The following is a 15,801-nucleotide window of genomic DNA, read 5'->3' as shown; positions in this document are numbered from 1 at the left end:
CGGGTTGGATATTATTCTACAACAGTAGCGATCGCTGGGTTACCGCGGACTCGGGGCCACAAGGCACCTCCATTCCTTGGCCACCAGGTAGTTCCATGGACTTCCCGAAGTATGAAACCGTGCAGAACGTTCGCCAGACGGTAACCACCCAAAGCTGGTGGCAAGAACTATGGGGCGACCCAGCAGTTCGCGCAATCTGGACTGATGTCAGGGCGGATGCTGAGCGTTACAAGAGGGCCTTCCCAGAAGCCAAAGTAAAACTACGAGTTTCCGGAGACGAGGCTTCACAGCCATAGCGTAGCGTTGCTGGCCTCCGCTAACTACAACGGTGTAGCCACCGACCGCAGTTTGCGGCCAGACTACGGTGCGTCGGATGCATCGCCCGCGGCAGATTGCCGGTGCCGCTAACTCGCGTCGGTCGTGGCGACCTCCGTAGATAGCCAATCTCATGGCTGCGGCGGTGGGACACACCGAGGGCAAATCGACCATCTGTCAACTGCCGTCGGTGCAGCTCTCCTCGGTCAATCTGCTGATCCCCAATCTGCGCGAGGTGTGCCCAACCTCTGTCTGTTGGCAAAAGTACGAAGGCGCTGAAGAGTACATCACCTCAGCAGATCTCCGTCGCTGTCGCCACTCCGTGGCTGAATCTACCGCCGACGAACCGGTGGCACTGTGATCGTGTGTGCTACTTCCAATTGGCCGCCAACAAAAAAATAACTCAGCTGGTGCTGCCATCCTTGTTGACTTCAATTTTGGGAACGAAGTCGTAATTCGCCTGCAAGCGGTCGAAAAAGATACGTCGCCCCGATTTTTCGACTGCTCCGAAGAAGAGGGACCGCTGTTGCTCGAATGACCAGTCCTGCATCGCTTCGACCAGTACCTTTTCCACCACATCCTGACCAGCTTCGAGCAATACTGCTGCAGCTGGCATGCCAAGCGGCGTTCCCTGCCGCGTGACAAAAACAATTTCCCTCCCAATGCAGTTCCAGGCAGTATTCAACAAGGATGGATCATCCAATGCTCGCAACGCAAGCTCATACATGGCATGAGCTTTGTCGAGATGCCAGTCTGGGTGCGACGCGTACTTGATTACAGTCTGCGTATCAGCTTCCGAGTACATTCGATCTTCTAGACGCATAGCACTAATGCTTCAAGTATGGCACGGAGGCCATCGGGGATTCCCAGCCAGACTCTGTCGGACGGGGGGGCACTGTCATCCCGTGTGGCACTAACCTTGGCCAGTGTAGGCCAATTGTGTTCGGTATGCACACCACTACGGCCAATTTACCAAACGTGCCTCTGCCCTCTCGGAATGCCGGACTCGTTGTCGATGGGGTTCTACAAACATTTCCCCAGGGTAGTTCAAGACACGGGCAGAGCCCGTGGCACACAGAAGAGTGGCGGCTAGTCAGTGCCACCCGCCGGCTTTTCCGTCTCCGTCTCCTTTAGTTTCGCTATCAGTTTGTCAACAATCTCTGTGTACCGAGGGTAGTTCTCGTAATTCTCATAAACCGAAGGCTGTATTGATTTCAGTTCAGCAAGCACTTTGTCGCACTGACCGTCTTCGAGTTGCTCAACAACCGTGTCAATCAGCTTTCGAGAAGCCCCTGTAAACTCGGTATTTAGTTGGAACACTAACGGGATGCGTCCCGCTCCGTATGCGACGAATGAGCAAACCCCGATTGCACACACCCCAAGCACAACGCTAAGCCAACGGCGACTTTGTGCTTCTGAGGCGAGCCATGCAATTGGGAGTATTACTGTTGCGATAAGTAAGAGTAGAAGCATTTCTGACCTGCGAGAAGAGTAGACCCAACGTACCTGTAGACGAGATACAAACTGGGGCCACAGAGAATCTATGGCCCCTTGGCATTATTGGCGAACGAACATCGGGCGCCAATGTTCGCGAATTCCGGCAAAACAGCCGCCCTGCTATCGACGAAACGGGGCTGCGTCTACGGCTTTGCATCGTCGATCTTCAGGACGATCTTTTCAGGGTGCCCACCTTCTGAGTGTGGAACGACCACGCTGAACTTCTTGCCGCGCGGGTGCCACTGTTGGCTTGTCGTGGTTTGCTTCTTTCGAATCATCAGTTAGTCGCACAGTTCTCAATTCGTTCGCCATCTTGCAGAGGACCAGCAGTGCTCTGTGGGCAGCCTCAGTAGCTCGTAAAGTCGGATTCTCCAGCAAACCAATCCGGAGGCACGGCCGACAACTTCGGCAGTCGTCCTCTAACAAAGGCCACCGGTGGTAGCACGAGAACGTCAACTCGTGAATCTCGCTCTGCTGGTCGAAGTGCCGGACTAGTTTTCGCTGAGGCCTGGCAGGAAACATGCACTGAATATAACCCCATGGTGAGTTGCATGCCAAACCTTACGCACACTGCTGGTCAAGCGGCATCGTGGCGGACCGTGTTTGGCCCAACTAGCCGCTCCGACTCACTCCATGGGTCCACCCTCGACAAGCCAGCAGTGGCACCCGAAACGTGCCGGCAGTGCCACCCCGCCGGGCGCGGATGTTGGTGCCTCTGGGTCCGCTACGTATTACTAAGTAAGTCAGAGAGCGTTTGAATGACGCTCGATACTGACACGAAGTCGAACTCTTCCTCTTTCAAGCGGGGTCTTTCGACGAACATTTTTAGGACGGTTTCTTCGCCGAACAATCCAGGGTATAGCTCAATCTCAAATCTTGCATGTCGGACCCACACATAAGTGGTGAAGTCATCTAAGACCACTAATTCATAGCGAATGTCAGCAAAAGCCTTTTCAATCTCGCGACATGCGGAAGCGAGATTCTCTAAATCTCGCTTTGCCGTCGCTATCTGAACGTGTACAGGTGGCGCGGGGTCAACGTGAACGTACCACTCGGGTAAGAAAACGCCATACCCAGTCAGACTTGAGTATTGGGAAGGATCGTAAGACCACGATGCAATGTTTGATCTATCAGGTCCAAAAACCGGATGCAAATCCAGTCTATCCCAAGTGCGGTAATTCTTAGGGTCGAGCGACATCGAAGTGCTGTGGCGATTAATGGTCGGTAACCATCTCTTCTAAAAAAGTGCGAGGAATCTCAGTAATACACGGTGGTACTTCGGGCGTAACGAATCCTACGCCGTACCATTCCGCATCAGGATGCATAGAGTCAAGTACCTGTCTCGCTGCGGCTTGCAGGTTGCGAAATTCATCTCTGGATACTGCGTCGCGTAGGGCTTGGACGCCGCTCGTCGCCTCCCGTTCTCCGGCGGCAACAAAGCACTGGTAGACCACCTCGCCCGGCGTCCACAAGTCGCGGCGGTATTGCCTTGCCATTCGTTCAAGTTGTTTTGCGTCCATCTACTCTCCACGCGGCGTGAAACTCTGACGATCCCCTATTCCGATCCGTCGAAACCATCTGCCAACTGCTGGTCGGGTGTCAAATCAGCCATTGAGTAGGCGACGGGTGACACTGTCATCCTGTGTGCCACTGGCTCTGCCAGTGTAGGCCAATTGTGTTCGGTATGCCCACCACTACGGCCAATTTACTAAACGTGCCTCTGCCCTCTCGGAATGCCAAACTCGTTGTCGATGGGGGCTCTACAGGCATTGCTCCATGGTAGCTCAAAACACGGGCATAGCCCGTGGCACACAAGAATGTAGCGGTGGCCAGTGCCACCAATCCGCAAAAACCGCGCGTGTAAAAAAGTCGCTGTAGAAATCTCGCACCGTTTTGGTCCAATGAGTCTGTGGCGATAGGTCCACACGGCTGTTTGGCAATAGAGATTGGCTATTGGCTATTGGCTGTGGGCAATAAGCTATAGGCCAGAGGTCGTTAGTGGCCGTTCGCTCCGCGAACGAGCGTAATGCCGGAGGCGCACATTCGCGGAGCGAATGGCCACTATCGGAGTTTTGGGACAACGGGGTTTTGGGCCAACGGGGGTGGCCCAAAACACATGCGGGGAACAACGCGCGGGGTTTTGTCGCACCCCCAGATTGGTTTGATCGAGAAAATAAGGGGTTTCACCACTTGAGTGGGACCAAAACGCGACGGGTTTTGGGCCCATGAATGTAGATCCCGGATGTTGGCCCAAAACGAAACGGACCCAAAATGAGCAGAATCCAGCCCCCATGAAGCTTGGTGGGGGCCAATGGAGATCTTGGGTTTTGGGGATTATTTACCGGCCGCGGGTGCTATGACTCGCCGAGTCCCTTGGCCCGTACCGACTCGGCTTGGGCTTCGCGGTAGGTATGCAGTTGCTCGCGCAGAGTGGGTTGCTTGTTGGCCAGGATCCGCACGGCCAGCAGGCCTGCGTTTTTTGCGCCGCTGGTGCCGATGGCCAGGGTGCCGACCGGTACGCCGCCCGGCATTTGGGCGATCGACAGCAGCGAGTCGAGCCCGCTGAGCGCCCGCGACTGCACGGGCACGCCCAAGACCGGCAGCACCGTGAGCGAGGCCACCATGCCGGGCAGGTGCGCCGCCCCGCCGGCACCGGCGATGATCACCTCCAGCCCTCGTGCTTCGGCCTCGCGGGCGTAGTCGAACATGTCTTCGGGCGTGCGGTGGGCGCTCACCACGCGGGCCTCGTGCGGCACGCCAAACTCCTTGAGCACTTCCACGGCATTTTGCATGGTCTCCCAGTCGCTGGTGGAGCCCATGATTACACCGACCAGGGGACTTTTATCGTTCATGGGGATTTCCGCCGGGAAAGTAGGGGGAGTTGAAAGCCGCAAAAACCCATAATCGACCGCGCGACACGATGTGTCAACTCGGCGGAAAGTCACTTCTCAGGGCGGGATTTAAGTGGGAGCCGAACGCGCTAGCGTCGGTAGGCGTGGGGCGGGCGTCGAGAAAACCCGAGGCTAGCGCCTACGGCTCACACTTTGCCGAAGGCTCTTGTTCCAAAATCACCGGCCCGGAAGTACAATATGCTCCACAGGCACCCGCATCATCTTCCACGCTCACCCCGCGGTGTCGCTCGTCTTGCAATCTCTATTGCTCAAGCGTCTGATCCTGGTCCTGGTGTTGTTCGCCACGGTATGCGCGGCGGCCACGGTGACCTACGTCATGCACGGCTGGAAGCTGGACGACGCCATTTACATGGTGGTGATCACCGTTTTCGGCGTCGGCTATGGCGAGGTGCAGCCGGTCGACTCGCCCACGTTGCGGGGCGTGACCATGATGCTGATCTTTACCAGTTACGGCAGTTTAATCGTGATCGTTGGAGGGTTTGTTCAAATGGTAATGGAAGGCGAAATTGCTCGCGCGCTCAACCACCGCAGGATGACCCGCGGCATCGACGAACTCACGGGGCATACCATCCTGTGTGGTTACGGTCGCGCCGGCCGCATTCTGGCCAAGGAGCTAGCTGACGCGAATCACAAGTTCGTAGTCGTCGACATGGACGACGACAAACTGAGCGAGGCCGAGTCGCACGGGCACCTCATCATGCAGGGCAACGCCGTGGACGAGGAAACGCTGCTCCGCGCCGGCGTCGAGCGGGCAAAGACGCTTGCCACGGTGCTATCGGCCGACGCCGATAACGTGTTCATCACGCTTACCGCGCGGGAGCTGAATGCCGAGTTGCACATCGTCGCCCGGGCCGAATATCCGTCGACCGAGAAAAAGCTGATCCGCAGCGGGGCCAACCGCGTGGTGCTGCCGGCCGTGATCGGTGGCATGCGGATGGCCCAACTGATCACTCGGCCCAGCACCGAGCAGTTGCTGTCCAGCAATAAGGGAATCGACAGTCTGCAGCACGAGTTGGGGCACATCGGCCTGAAGCTGGACGAACTGCCGGTAACCACGGGCTCGCCGCTCGACGGTCACGCCGTGGCCGACATCGAACTGGGTGGCAATCAGGGCTTTTTGATCGTCGCCGTGCGCAAAGGGGCTGGCAACGTGCTGGTCGATCCCGACCCCACCACCAAGCTGGCGGCGGGCGACGCGGTGATCGTGCTCGGCCACCACGGCGACCTGCCGCAACTCGCCAAACGGTACGCCTCGAGCAAGGAGGTGTACTACCGCGGGGCGAAGATGGAACTGCGGGGGTAGTTGCTACCAGAAGATGAAGTACAACATGCCGGTCAAGACAATGGCTACAGCACCGGCCATCATCGCTCCCTTGCTGCTAGTAACGTCCATTTTGTCGTTCACTGGCAACTCTACCGGTTCGCGCAATGGGCGAACGAGTGTCAATACCGTGAGCACAGCAAGCACCGCGACGAATGTGAGGGACATGCGGTCGAGGAACGACCAGTCGACCACGGCCTTCCAGCTCTCTTTCAGCGGCGAAGTCAGGCCAGGGATCAGGTCAGCGCCGGGAATGCTATTTCCGAACTTGAACAAGCCGTAGAGAATCGGACTGAGGATCAGGCCGACGGTGCCACAGACACGTGGTGCCCGCGGTATCAACAGACCGAACAGGAAGATGCCCAGCACACCGGGGGAAATAAACCCTTGGAACTCCTGAATAAAGGTGAAGATGCCATCAAACGCGGGGTCGTCCAACGCCGGTGCAATCAACATGGCGATAAGCACGAACAACACCACGAACACACGGCCCATGGCGACGAGTTCGCCGGAATTGGCGTCGGTTCGCACTTTTCGGTAGAGGTCCATAGTGGCGATAGTCGAAGCAGAGTTAAGCATCGATGCGAGCGAACTTACAACAGCACCAAAAATAGCAGCGAGCACAAAACCCAGAATGCCGCTGCCGGGCTTAAGCAGGTTCTTCAACAGCACCGGGAACGCTGAATCGAAGTCGCGCAGTGCGATCTCTTGGTGTTCAGTTCTCTGGACTTGTCTTCTTTCGCAGCGTCGACCATATCGGTGTTGGCGGCAGCCAGTGCTGCGGGATCCAGGTTGTCCGCCAGTGGCTCGACCTGGAGCGCCTGGTGGTTAAACTCAGCAATCAATCGCGACTCTTCCGGATTATTCTCTGCAAAGCGATCGGAGAACGTGAACAGGGCGATCTCGTCCGATTCCCGCTCGCGAGCTTTCTCCAAACGGCTTTCGATGGCCTTGATATCGTTGGCGGTACGGGGATTCTCCGGATCGGGTTTCATGCTCCCCGGCAACGATTCATACAGGTCAGGTGCAAAGGCCGCCAACGTCTTGGCATTCTTCACGACCGCGGCGTCATTCAGGTCGCTGGTGAAGAGATTGAATGCGAGGATACCAGGAATCACGACCACGAACGGGATAACGAGCTTCAAAAAGGCTGCGAAAACGATACCCTTCTGACCCTCCGCAAGCGATCTGGAGCCGAGCGTCCGTTGGGTGATGTACTGGTTCAAACCCCAGTAGAAGAAGTTGGGAATCCAAAGTCCCAGCAGCAGGGCCGACCAGGGGATTTCCTTGTCGTCAAGCGGTCGCTTCATATGCAGTTTGCCATCGGGCAATGGCCCTTCGTTGAGGGCATAAAAGCGTTCGATGGGCGAAGCTTCCGCAAGTTGTTCGACCGTTACTTGGTCGTTGCGTTTGGTGAGAATCAGTTCCTCGGGATCGGCATTGCCCAGGGCCTGGAATGCCAGCCAGGCCACGATGACGCCGCCCAGCACCAGTGCGGCACCTTGGATCAAGTCGGCCCACGCACACGCCTTCAGACCGCCAGCAAACACGTAGGCGGCGGCCAATACTCCAATGATCCAGCAACCAACTGTAATGCTCCCCAGGTCGAGTCCTAGCAGCGTAGAGCCTTGGAAGAAGACGCTGATCACTTTGGCACCCGAGAAGATGACCGATGCCGTAGGTACGCCGACCAGAATAATCAACGTGATAATGGCCATTACCGTGCGGGCAAAGTTGTTGTAGCGGTACTCCAAGAACTCGGGAATCGTATAGATGCCGCTTTTGAGGAACTTGGGTAGAAACACAAAAGCAACCACCACCAACGTCACGGCGGCCATCCACTCGTAGCTGGCGATGGCCATGCCGAGCCAGTCGGCGGCCTTGCCGCTCATGCCGACGAACTGCTCGGTGCTGATGTTTGCAGCGATCAGCGAGAAGCCCACCAGCCACCAGGTAAGTCCGCGGCCGGCAAGGAAGTAATCTTGCGCGTCTTTCTCGTGGTCTTCTTCGCGGCTTTTCCACAAGCCAATGGCAATCACCGAGATGACAAACGCCACGAAGATGACGATGTCTAGGGCACCGATAGTGGTCATTCAGATTTCCTCGCCTTACTGTTTCTCGTGGCCAGGGTGCAGCATGGCCACGAAGACTCTGGATAAGAGGGGTACGTCGGCGAGAAGAACAACATGGGTTCGCCGACGAGGTTTCGATTTTAGCTGCTGGTGCGGCCCGATGTAAGGCAACCGGCTCAGATTTCGCCACCTGTGCGGTGCTCCGGCACACGCCAGGCGAGTGGTGCGGCACTCGTTCTCAGCAGCCAGCCCAACAGGAATAACCCCGCGTACAGCTCCAGGGGTGGGGTATCGCCCGACGTCAGCAGGTCGAATAGCACGCCTCCGATAATGAGTGTGGCGCCGTGTGCCAGATCGCTCACCGATTGGTACACCGCCAACGGCGGCGCATTGCCATCGGTGGGGATCAGGCGAAGTTTGAGTGTGTCGAGTCCCACATTCAGCGGTGCATACGCCATCCATACCAACCACGCGCCCACAATCCACCAGGGAAGATCGGCGGACGCCATGAAGTAGAACAATGGTCCCGTGGCGACCACCAACTGCGCTGCGACCATCAGTCGCCGCGGTCCAAAGCGATCTATCCACCAACCGCACGTTGGTGCAATGGCGGTTTGGCCCGCGTACATCGTCGATCGCAAGGCTTGCATTTGCGTGTAGCTGATGCCAAGCACCCGGGCGGGGTAGAGCGCCTGCGCCGTACCGGTCACGCCGTTGGCAAAGGCGATCCAGAAGGAGTAGACAAGCAGTCGACGATACGCCCGGTCCGTTAGCGCGCGGCGGATGTCGTGCCATACTCGCCGTGGGGCAGGGGGCACCTTGCGGGTCCGCGGCGCCAGCCACCAGAGCGGTACCACGGCCAGCACCATCATCGCAGCCCCCACGCCGGCCGACCACGAGAGTGGCACCCAGCGAGGCGCAGTCGGATCGAGCTGGCTCCACAGCGTGTCCAGCAGCATGCTGGCCACGACGCCCACAATGCGACCGGCTACCAGAAAGCGTTCGCGCCAACCAATCAGCCGACCGCGAATGACCGGCGGCATCCAATCGCCCAGCCAACTCCACAGGGCCACCGTGGCGACGTACTCCAGCAAGTGGTACAGCGACCAACAGCCGACCGATGCCATTACATGGTGCGGCGCCACCGCTGGCAGCAAGGTCAGTACCAGGGCGCTCGCCAGGTAGCACGCGATGCAAACCGCTTTCCGCTTGCGGCCCGAGGTCATCAGCACCGGAGAGGCGAGTCGCAGCACCCCGATCAATGTGGGCGCGGCGCGGACCAGGCTGACCTCGATACCGGATGCACCCAGCTCGAGCGCCAGGTAGATCACCAGGGTGGTGCTGACCAGCCCGTTGCCCGTGGCCCACACCGCAGCATTGGCGTTGGCCAGCCACATGGCCCGGCGGATCGGTCGGGTCGTTCGGTGGTGTGTGTCCCGAGCCAATCGCGTTGCCACTTCTCTGGTTCACGGACCGCGCGGCGGCCCGGCTGTTGGGACCCCTACGTTATCCGTCGTTGGTCGATTCCCATGATGTTGTCCATTAGACGCGATAGTTTAACACTTGCCCAGGCGGTAAGGGCCAGACCGGCGTATCCGACCATGTCGAGAGCGGAGGTCAGCAGGAATAGAAAGTCATCGTTGCGATCAGGTGCAAGGTACTGGATGGTCCACGATGCGAACGTCGGAATCGTTGCGGCGAGTCCCACCATCAGGACAAGCCGCCACCAAGTGTTGGGAAGTTCCTCGTTTGCAGTCTCGCGGAATTTCTCCGCTCGTGGCCAGAGCCTCGGATAGAGACCTCGCAGCACGGCGTACTGCACGCCGCACAGCGAGTAGGCCACCGCGATCAAGCCCGAGATGGTGAACGACAAGAAGAAATGCCAATAAAGGCCCGGTGGTGACGAGCCGGTCATGCGCTCGATTAGCCAGGGAAAGATAAAACCGCCTGGCAGCCAGCCCATCGCGGCCACGGCCAATAGCCACATGGGCAGTTTGAGGGACCGGCGGCGAGCCCAATCGAGCTTGGATTGCTCTACGGGTTCCTTGCTTACCAGTTGTTGCCAGATGCGATGTAGCGGTAGCAAGATGGCCACGCCTGCCGCAATGGCTAGCGGGTACACGATCACATTGTAGGCAATCACCAGCCGATGGAATGCGTCGTGCTGTTCTTCCGTGAAATGCGTGCAGATCTGCGTGGCGTTGTAGCCAATGTTGAACAAGCTACCGAGGAACTGGGGGAACAGCGAGAAGATGACCACCCACCGCATGGGATGCTTTTTCACGGCTCGAACCAGCCAGCCATTGCCCCGCGAGCTCCGCTCGTGCTTGCGCAGTTCGCGGACGCCGTCGAGTGCCTCGGCCAACTCGGCGCCGGTGGCGTAACGCTTCTCGGGATCGGGATCCAGGCAGCGGGCGATCGTGTAGCTGAACGCTTTGACGGCGTTGCCGGCCCCTTCGATCACCTCGGGCGGCGCCACGGCACGACATGCCGCGAGTCGTTCGAGGTATACCAGGCGATTGTCGCACCGCGGCGGCGAGGCCAGCGGGCTGCGGCCATACAGCAGTTCGCCCAGCACGATGCCCAGCGAGTAGATATCGGATCGCTCGTCCACCGCCGCCGCTGTGACGTCGGTCGAAGGATTGAACGCTTCGAGGTGTTCGGGTGCCATGTAGGCCAGGGTGCCACCGAACCGCTCGTCGGCCGAGCTGTTCTCGTCGAGCGATTGAAACGAAATGTTGAAGTCTGCCAGCATGGGCTGGCCATAGCGGTTCACCAGTACGTTCGCTGGCTTGATATCGCGGTGCAGTACACCCTGGCGGTGGGCGTAGTCGACGGCCTCGGACAGCCGGGCGCCAATCCAGCAGGCGGCTTCCAGGTCGTCCATGTCGGCCAGAGCTTCGCGGTCGCGAAGGGCCGAAGGGTCGAAGATGTCGGTGAGCTTCGAACGCGTATCGACCGAGGCCAGCACATCGGCCCCGCTCCAGTGACCGCGGGCGGTGCGGATCTGTGCCAGGTCGTTGATCACGGCGTCCAGCGGCGCGCCGGGCACCAGTTGCATGCACAGCAGCCGCAGTTCGCCGCTCTGGTCGATGGTTTCGCTGAACACCTGGACGATGTTCGTGTGCTCGAGCCGGGCCATGGTGCGGCCCTCGCTGCCAGCATTGGCGGCCACCTTCAGGGCCACCTGGCGGTCGAGCGACAGTTGCCGGGCCAGGTACACGACGCCAAACGCTCCGCGACCGAGCACGGCTTCGACCTCGAAGTCGTCAATCCGATCGCCCCGCTTCATGACGTCGGTTGCCGTGCGAATCGAGCCGCTGTAGGGCACGGTCTTTACAATTTTGCGTGCTGGCAGCGGTGGCGGAAGACTCGGCGCCTCGCCGGTGGGCTGGTAGGTGTCGCTCTCGCTGGCGAGGCGCACATCGGTGTGGTCGGGATCGCTGGACACGGCTACTCCGGCGTCGCTGCCTGGCAGACTGCGGGCGGTAGAGTGCCTGCGCGGTGGCCAGGCATGGGCGCACGATCCCATGCAAGCACCGTGGTGTTGCTCCTCGACCCGCCGCCCCCTGGATTTTGTCGGTTCATGACCAGTCTAGCAGCTTTTTTCGGACTTGATGACCTCCTGGCACACAATGATGTGCGGAGAAACCTCCCGCGAGGGGCGACCAGTACGGTGGCGGTGGAGAGGCTGCTTGCCGGCGGAAGTTCTCTCCGAGGCCACCCTGAGCGCAGGCGGGGGGGGGCAGACAGGTCGGATTTCCGACATTCTCCGCAACCTTTTCGGTTTATCCGGCAGCTTGAAGCTCTTTCGGCCTCTATAAGATAGCGTCCGCCAGTTACTACTGGCCCCGGTCGCTCGCAACGGCCGCGGCGGCAAACTATGCTTAGGGGGACGCGTTGCGGAGTCTGAAGTCCGCAGTGTTAGCTTGAAATCAGTCTTCCAATGAGAGGTGAGTTGATGCGACGCTTGGATTCGACTTTGTTGGCGGTGCTGCTGGTGGTGCTGGGCGCTCAGAGCTCGATGGCCCATGTTCAGTTCCAGAAGCAGTGGGTCGAGATGTACATCGACAAGGATGATAAGTCGCCCGAGAACAAGGCCTACATCAAACTGGTGGCCAAGGGCAAGGATCGTTGTCTGGTGTGCCATCAGGGAAAGAAGCGGCACAACTACAATCCCTACGGTCAGCACTTCGTCGGCAACTTGACCGAGGACGACAAGAAAGACAACGAGAAGATCGCCGAATGGCTCACCAAGGTGGGCAAGATGCACTCGGATCCCGACGACGAAAGCTCGCCCACCTACAACGAGCGGATCGCCGACCGAAAGTTCCCGGGTGGCGAGGTCGAGGAACTTCGCAAGCCGGTCGAGGGCGACGACGATGCGGACGACGCCGACGACGAAGAGGATGACGACGACGAGTGATTCGTCGGTGCGCCGTGGTCGCTCGCCCGGCCCTGCTGGGGGGCGACCTCCAGCGATGCAAGGCAGATGCCCCGTTTACGCCAGTGGCGGGGGCATTTGGCACCGCCGGCGGGCGTAAGTAGAATGGAGCTTGGTCTCGACTTCCCTCCCCAGCACCGGATTTCCAGCGATGCTCGCCAGCACCTTTGCCCATTTCGTTCTGCCGCTTGCTGCCACGATGAAGGATAGCCTGGCTTGGGGGCTGGTGCTTCTATGCGTGGTGCTTGGCATGCTGATTACGCTTCAGCCAGTCCGGCGCGAGAAGGAAGTCAAAGGGCGGCTGGAGTAGGCCTCAAAAAACAATGACCAAGAACGGCAGGTTCGCCGGTTCTTGGTCATTGGTCATTACCGGATTGACGAGCCGGCTGTTAGCCAGCCTTCGAACTCGGCAGGTCGACATTCGCACCGGCCGCCGGGGTGTTCATCGGCACCGATGCCGGAGCAGCGGTGGTGCTGCCACTCTGGTTGAACTCGGCCACGGCGGCGACCACGCGGTCTTGTTCCTCGGTGGTCATTTCCGGGAACATCGGCAGCGACAACACTTCCTGGGCTGCCTGCTCGGTGTGAGGCAAGTCGCCTTCGCTGTAGCCCAGCGATTCGAAGCAGCCTTGCAGGTGCAGCGGTACCGGGTAGTAAATGGCCGAGCCAATGCCAACGGCGTTCAAGGCCTGTTGCAATGCATCGCGCTGGCCATCAGCGACACGCACCGTGTACTGGTTCCACACGCTCGACACACCCGAGGTAACCATCGGCAGACCGAGCGACACCTTGCGCGATTTGAGTTCGCTGGTGTAGCGATCGGCGTGGGCGCGGCGGGCTTCGGCCCATTCGGTCAGGTATTGCATCTTCACGTTCAGCACGGCCGCTTGAATGGCGTCTAGTCGGCTGTTCACGCCGACCAGGTGATGGTAGTAACGCGGGTGCTGACCGTGGTTGCGGAGACGCTGAATCACGTCCGCCTTCTCGGCGTTGTTGGTGGTAATCATGCCACCATCGCCCATGCCACCCAGGTTCTTGGTGGGGTAGAAGCTGAACGCGCCGTAGTGGCCGATACCACCGGCGGCCACGCCACCGGCCGTGGCGCCAATCGCCTGACAAGCGTCTTCGATCACCACCAGGTTGTGCTCTTCGGCTAGCGCCATCAGCGACTTCATGTCGGCTGCCTGGCCGAACAAGTGGACTGGGATCATCGCCTTGGTGGCTGGCGTGATCTTACGGGCAGCATCTTCGGGATCGATGTTGAACGTGTCGGGCAAGATGTCGACGAACACCGGCTTCGCGCCCAATCGGGCGACCGCGCCAGCGGTGGCGAAGAACGTAAAGCTCGGCAGCAGCACTTCGTCGCCAGGACCAATGTTCTCGGCCATCAGCGGCAGCAGCAGGGCGTCGCTGCCCGAGGCACACCCGATGGCGTGATCCACACCCACCTGAGCGGCTACGGCTTCTTCAAACTCCCGGCAGGCCGGCCCATTGATGAACGTTCCGGTGCGCGTAACCTCCGCGATCGCCGCATCGATCTCCGGCAACAGCGGAGCGTTCTGACGATTCACATCGAGCATCGGAACAGGTTTGGGAGCAGCAGCGGACATCGTAGCAACCTTGGGGCTGAGGGGAACTGTATGACCGATGGCCTGGCAAGCAACGACCGGCGAATGGGGTGGAATCGGGGCGTTGGCAGCGGGCCATGTGGTAATTGACCGCGCGGAGATTAGGAGTTGCCCCGCGGCCGGTCAATGGCACTGAATCGGCTACACTCTGGCGAGTGCTAGCAGCGTGTGAATCGGATAGCATGGTCTCGATTTTGCCCCTGCCTCGATCGCTAGCCTGAGAATACGCTCAACAAATCTCCAAAGCAGTGTTTTGGGCCAGTTTCGTTTTGGGCCAACCCCTGGGGATCTACATTCATGGACCCAAAACTCATCGCGTTTTGGTCCCACCCAAGTGGCGAAACTCCTTGTTTTCCAGGCCCAACTAACCACCGGGTGCGACATAACCCCGCGCGTTGTTCCCCGCATGTTTTTTGTCCATGGGGACAAAACCCCAGCGCGTAGCTACGCTCGCCAGAGCGTGGAGGCCTTCGCCAGGCCGCATGGCGCTCGCGATTGCCACCGTCGTCGGCATGGCATCCACCGTCTGGCGACGGTAGCTACGAACTGGCGCACCCTCATTAGATCACACCCCCGCACGATATCTACGGCGACTTTTTTACACGCAGCATTTTCTGTCGACCAGAGAACGTGCCACAGAAGCGCGTAGCTACGGCGGGGTGGCACTGGCTACCGGTGATATCTTGTGTGCCACTGGCTTCGCCAGTGTTTTGAACTACCATGGAGCAATGCCTGGAGAGCCCCATCGAAAGCGAGTTCGGCACTTTGACGGTCGTGGCCATCTGCACGAGCTGACCTTTTCTTGTTATCGGCGGATGCCACTGCTGACGAACGATGTCTGGCAAGGGATACTGGCCAGCAGTCTCTCCTCGGCATGTGACGAAGAGAAGTTCGAGCTCGTGGCATTCGTGTTCATGCCTGAACACGTTCATCTGCTGGTGCATCCGAGTAGTTCCGATGCTGAAGTCAGCCGGCTACTCGCTCGGACAAAACAACCGGCGTCCAAGGCCGTGAAGCAGATACTCGTGCAGAATCAGGCCCCCCTGCTCAGCCGATTGATGGTTCGTGAACGACCGGGGAAGACCTGCTTCCGGTTTTGGCAAGAAGGCCCGGGTTTTGATCGGAACCTGTTCAGCGCCCAAGCGATCGAGGCTAGCATCGACGACATCCACATGAATCCCGTAAAACGAGGGTTGTGTAAACGGGCTACCGATAGGAAGTGGTCGAGTGCAAGATACTACCTCGAAAACATCGTGGACCCCGCACTACCACCTCTGACCAAGCCGTCGCCCCAGTGGTTTGACCGCAGCGGTGTGCAAACCGAACACAGTTAGCCTACACTGGCAGAGCCAGTGGCACACGCGATGTCAGTGCCACGGGTCCAATTGCCACCGTCGTCGGCACGGCATCCACCGTCTGGCGACGGTAGCTACGAACTGGCGCACCCTCATTAGATCGCACCCCCGCACAATATCTACGGCGACTTTTTGACATCTGAGCCACTTGTGTTTGAACAGTAGGCAACAGAGCAAGCAGAGAAGAGAAAGCCGCGGCTATCGTTCACGCTTAGTCCCAGCCACAGCTGTACGCCGATCGACACGAATGTGCGAGA

At 59.1% G+C, this 15,801-nt stretch carries 16 protein-coding genes; 6 read left to right on the top strand and 10 right to left on the bottom strand.

Annotated elements, in window-relative coordinates:
- Nucleotides 1-448 precede the first annotated feature (448 nt).
- Complete coding sequence (locus tag NG895_RS14940) at nucleotides 449-676, top strand: hypothetical protein (RefSeq protein WP_252853316.1); 228 nt, start codon at nucleotides 449-451, stop codon at nucleotides 674-676.
- 42 nt (nucleotides 677-718) lie between these two features.
- Here NG895_RS14940 and NG895_RS14935 read toward each other — a convergent pair whose 3' ends face one another.
- From NG895_RS14935 to purE, 5 genes are all read right to left on the bottom strand, one after another.
- Nucleotides 719-1,138 carry a hypothetical protein gene (locus NG895_RS14935; RefSeq protein ID WP_252853315.1) on the bottom strand — a complete coding sequence of 140 codons (420 nt, stop codon included), beginning with the start codon at nucleotides 1,136-1,138 and terminating at the stop codon, nucleotides 719-721.
- Nucleotides 1,139-1,955: 817 nt separating this feature from the next.
- Nucleotides 1,956-2,090: a hypothetical protein gene (locus NG895_RS30295; protein ID WP_261361096.1), complete on the bottom strand. Its 135-nt coding sequence runs from the start codon at nucleotides 2,088-2,090 to the stop codon at nucleotides 1,956-1,958.
- Between the two features lie 446 nt (nucleotides 2,091-2,536).
- Nucleotides 2,537-3,010 (bottom strand): hypothetical protein, encoded by a 474-nt coding sequence (locus NG895_RS14930; RefSeq protein ID WP_252853314.1) that lies wholly within the window; start codon nucleotides 3,008-3,010, stop codon nucleotides 2,537-2,539.
- Nucleotides 3,011-3,026: 16 nt separating this feature from the next.
- A complete protein-coding gene (locus tag NG895_RS14925; RefSeq protein WP_252853313.1) occupies nucleotides 3,027-3,332 on the bottom strand; it encodes a hypothetical protein in 306 nt (101 codons plus the stop codon).
- Between the two features lie 834 nt (nucleotides 3,333-4,166).
- Nucleotides 4,167-4,664 (bottom strand): 5-(carboxyamino)imidazole ribonucleotide mutase, encoded by a 498-nt coding sequence (gene purE, locus NG895_RS14920; protein ID WP_252853312.1) that lies wholly within the window; start codon nucleotides 4,662-4,664, stop codon nucleotides 4,167-4,169.
- Between the two features lie 280 nt (nucleotides 4,665-4,944).
- On the opposite strand from purE, the gene NG895_RS14915 reads away from it, so the two are divergent.
- A complete protein-coding gene (locus NG895_RS14915) occupies nucleotides 4,945-6,027 on the top strand; it encodes a potassium channel family protein (RefSeq protein ID WP_252853311.1) in 1,083 nt (360 codons plus the stop codon).
- 3 nt (nucleotides 6,028-6,030) lie between these two features.
- On the opposite strand, the gene NG895_RS14910 is transcribed toward NG895_RS14915, so the two are convergent.
- From NG895_RS14910 to NG895_RS14895, 4 genes are all read right to left on the bottom strand, one after another.
- Nucleotides 6,031-6,717 carry a sodium:solute symporter family transporter gene (locus NG895_RS14910; protein WP_252853310.1) on the bottom strand — a complete coding sequence of 229 codons (687 nt, stop codon included), beginning with the start codon at nucleotides 6,715-6,717 and terminating at the stop codon, nucleotides 6,031-6,033.
- A complete protein-coding gene (locus NG895_RS14905; protein ID WP_252853309.1) occupies nucleotides 6,708-8,138 on the bottom strand; it encodes a sodium:solute symporter family transporter in 1,431 nt (476 codons plus the stop codon). Before NG895_RS14905 ends, NG895_RS14910 begins: the two co-directional genes overlap by 10 nt.
- 155 nt (nucleotides 8,139-8,293) lie before the next feature.
- Complete coding sequence (locus NG895_RS14900; protein ID WP_252853308.1) at nucleotides 8,294-9,562, bottom strand: MFS transporter; 1,269 nt, start codon at nucleotides 9,560-9,562, stop codon at nucleotides 8,294-8,296.
- A gap of 56 nt (nucleotides 9,563-9,618) precedes the next feature.
- Nucleotides 9,619-11,568, bottom strand: coding sequence for a serine/threonine-protein kinase (locus NG895_RS14895; protein ID WP_252853307.1), 1,950 nt, complete (start codon nucleotides 11,566-11,568; stop codon nucleotides 9,619-9,621).
- Nucleotides 11,569-12,078: 510 nt separating this feature from the next.
- Between NG895_RS14895 and NG895_RS14890 the strand changes: the two genes are divergently transcribed.
- The 3 genes from NG895_RS14890 to NG895_RS14885 are packed head-to-tail and all read left to right on the top strand — an operon-like array spanning nucleotide 12,079 to nucleotide 12,871.
- Nucleotides 12,079-12,543, top strand: a complete 465-nt coding sequence (locus NG895_RS14890) for a hypothetical protein (RefSeq protein ID WP_252853306.1) — start codon at nucleotides 12,079-12,081, stop codon at nucleotides 12,541-12,543.
- Nucleotides 12,540-12,665, top strand: a complete 126-nt coding sequence (locus tag NG895_RS30290) for a hypothetical protein (RefSeq protein WP_261361095.1) — start codon at nucleotides 12,540-12,542, stop codon at nucleotides 12,663-12,665. Before NG895_RS14890 ends, NG895_RS30290 begins: the two co-directional genes overlap by 4 nt.
- A 47-nt stretch (nucleotides 12,666-12,712) precedes the next feature.
- Nucleotides 12,713-12,871, top strand: a complete 159-nt coding sequence (locus NG895_RS14885) for a hypothetical protein (protein ID WP_252853305.1) — start codon at nucleotides 12,713-12,715, stop codon at nucleotides 12,869-12,871.
- A gap of 79 nt (nucleotides 12,872-12,950) precedes the next feature.
- On the opposite strand, the gene NG895_RS14880 is transcribed toward NG895_RS14885, so the two are convergent.
- A complete protein-coding gene (locus NG895_RS14880; RefSeq protein ID WP_252853304.1) occupies nucleotides 12,951-14,171 on the bottom strand; it encodes a DegT/DnrJ/EryC1/StrS family aminotransferase in 1,221 nt (406 codons plus the stop codon).
- Nucleotides 14,172-14,917: 746 nt separating this feature from the next.
- Between NG895_RS14880 and NG895_RS14875 the strand changes: the two genes are divergently transcribed.
- On the top strand, nucleotides 14,918-15,523 hold the full coding sequence (locus NG895_RS14875) for a transposase (RefSeq protein ID WP_261361094.1): 606 nt from the start codon (nucleotides 14,918-14,920) through the stop codon (nucleotides 15,521-15,523).
- The last annotated feature ends 278 nt before the right edge of the window (nucleotides 15,524-15,801 follow it).

The organism is Aeoliella straminimaris, from assembly GCF_024054565.1.
GTDB classification, from domain to species: domain Bacteria; phylum Planctomycetota; class Planctomycetia; order Pirellulales; family Lacipirellulaceae; genus Aeoliella; species Aeoliella straminimaris.
The sequence above is the reverse complement of the archived record's forward strand: the minus strand, read 5'-3'. Positions and strand labels throughout refer to the sequence as shown.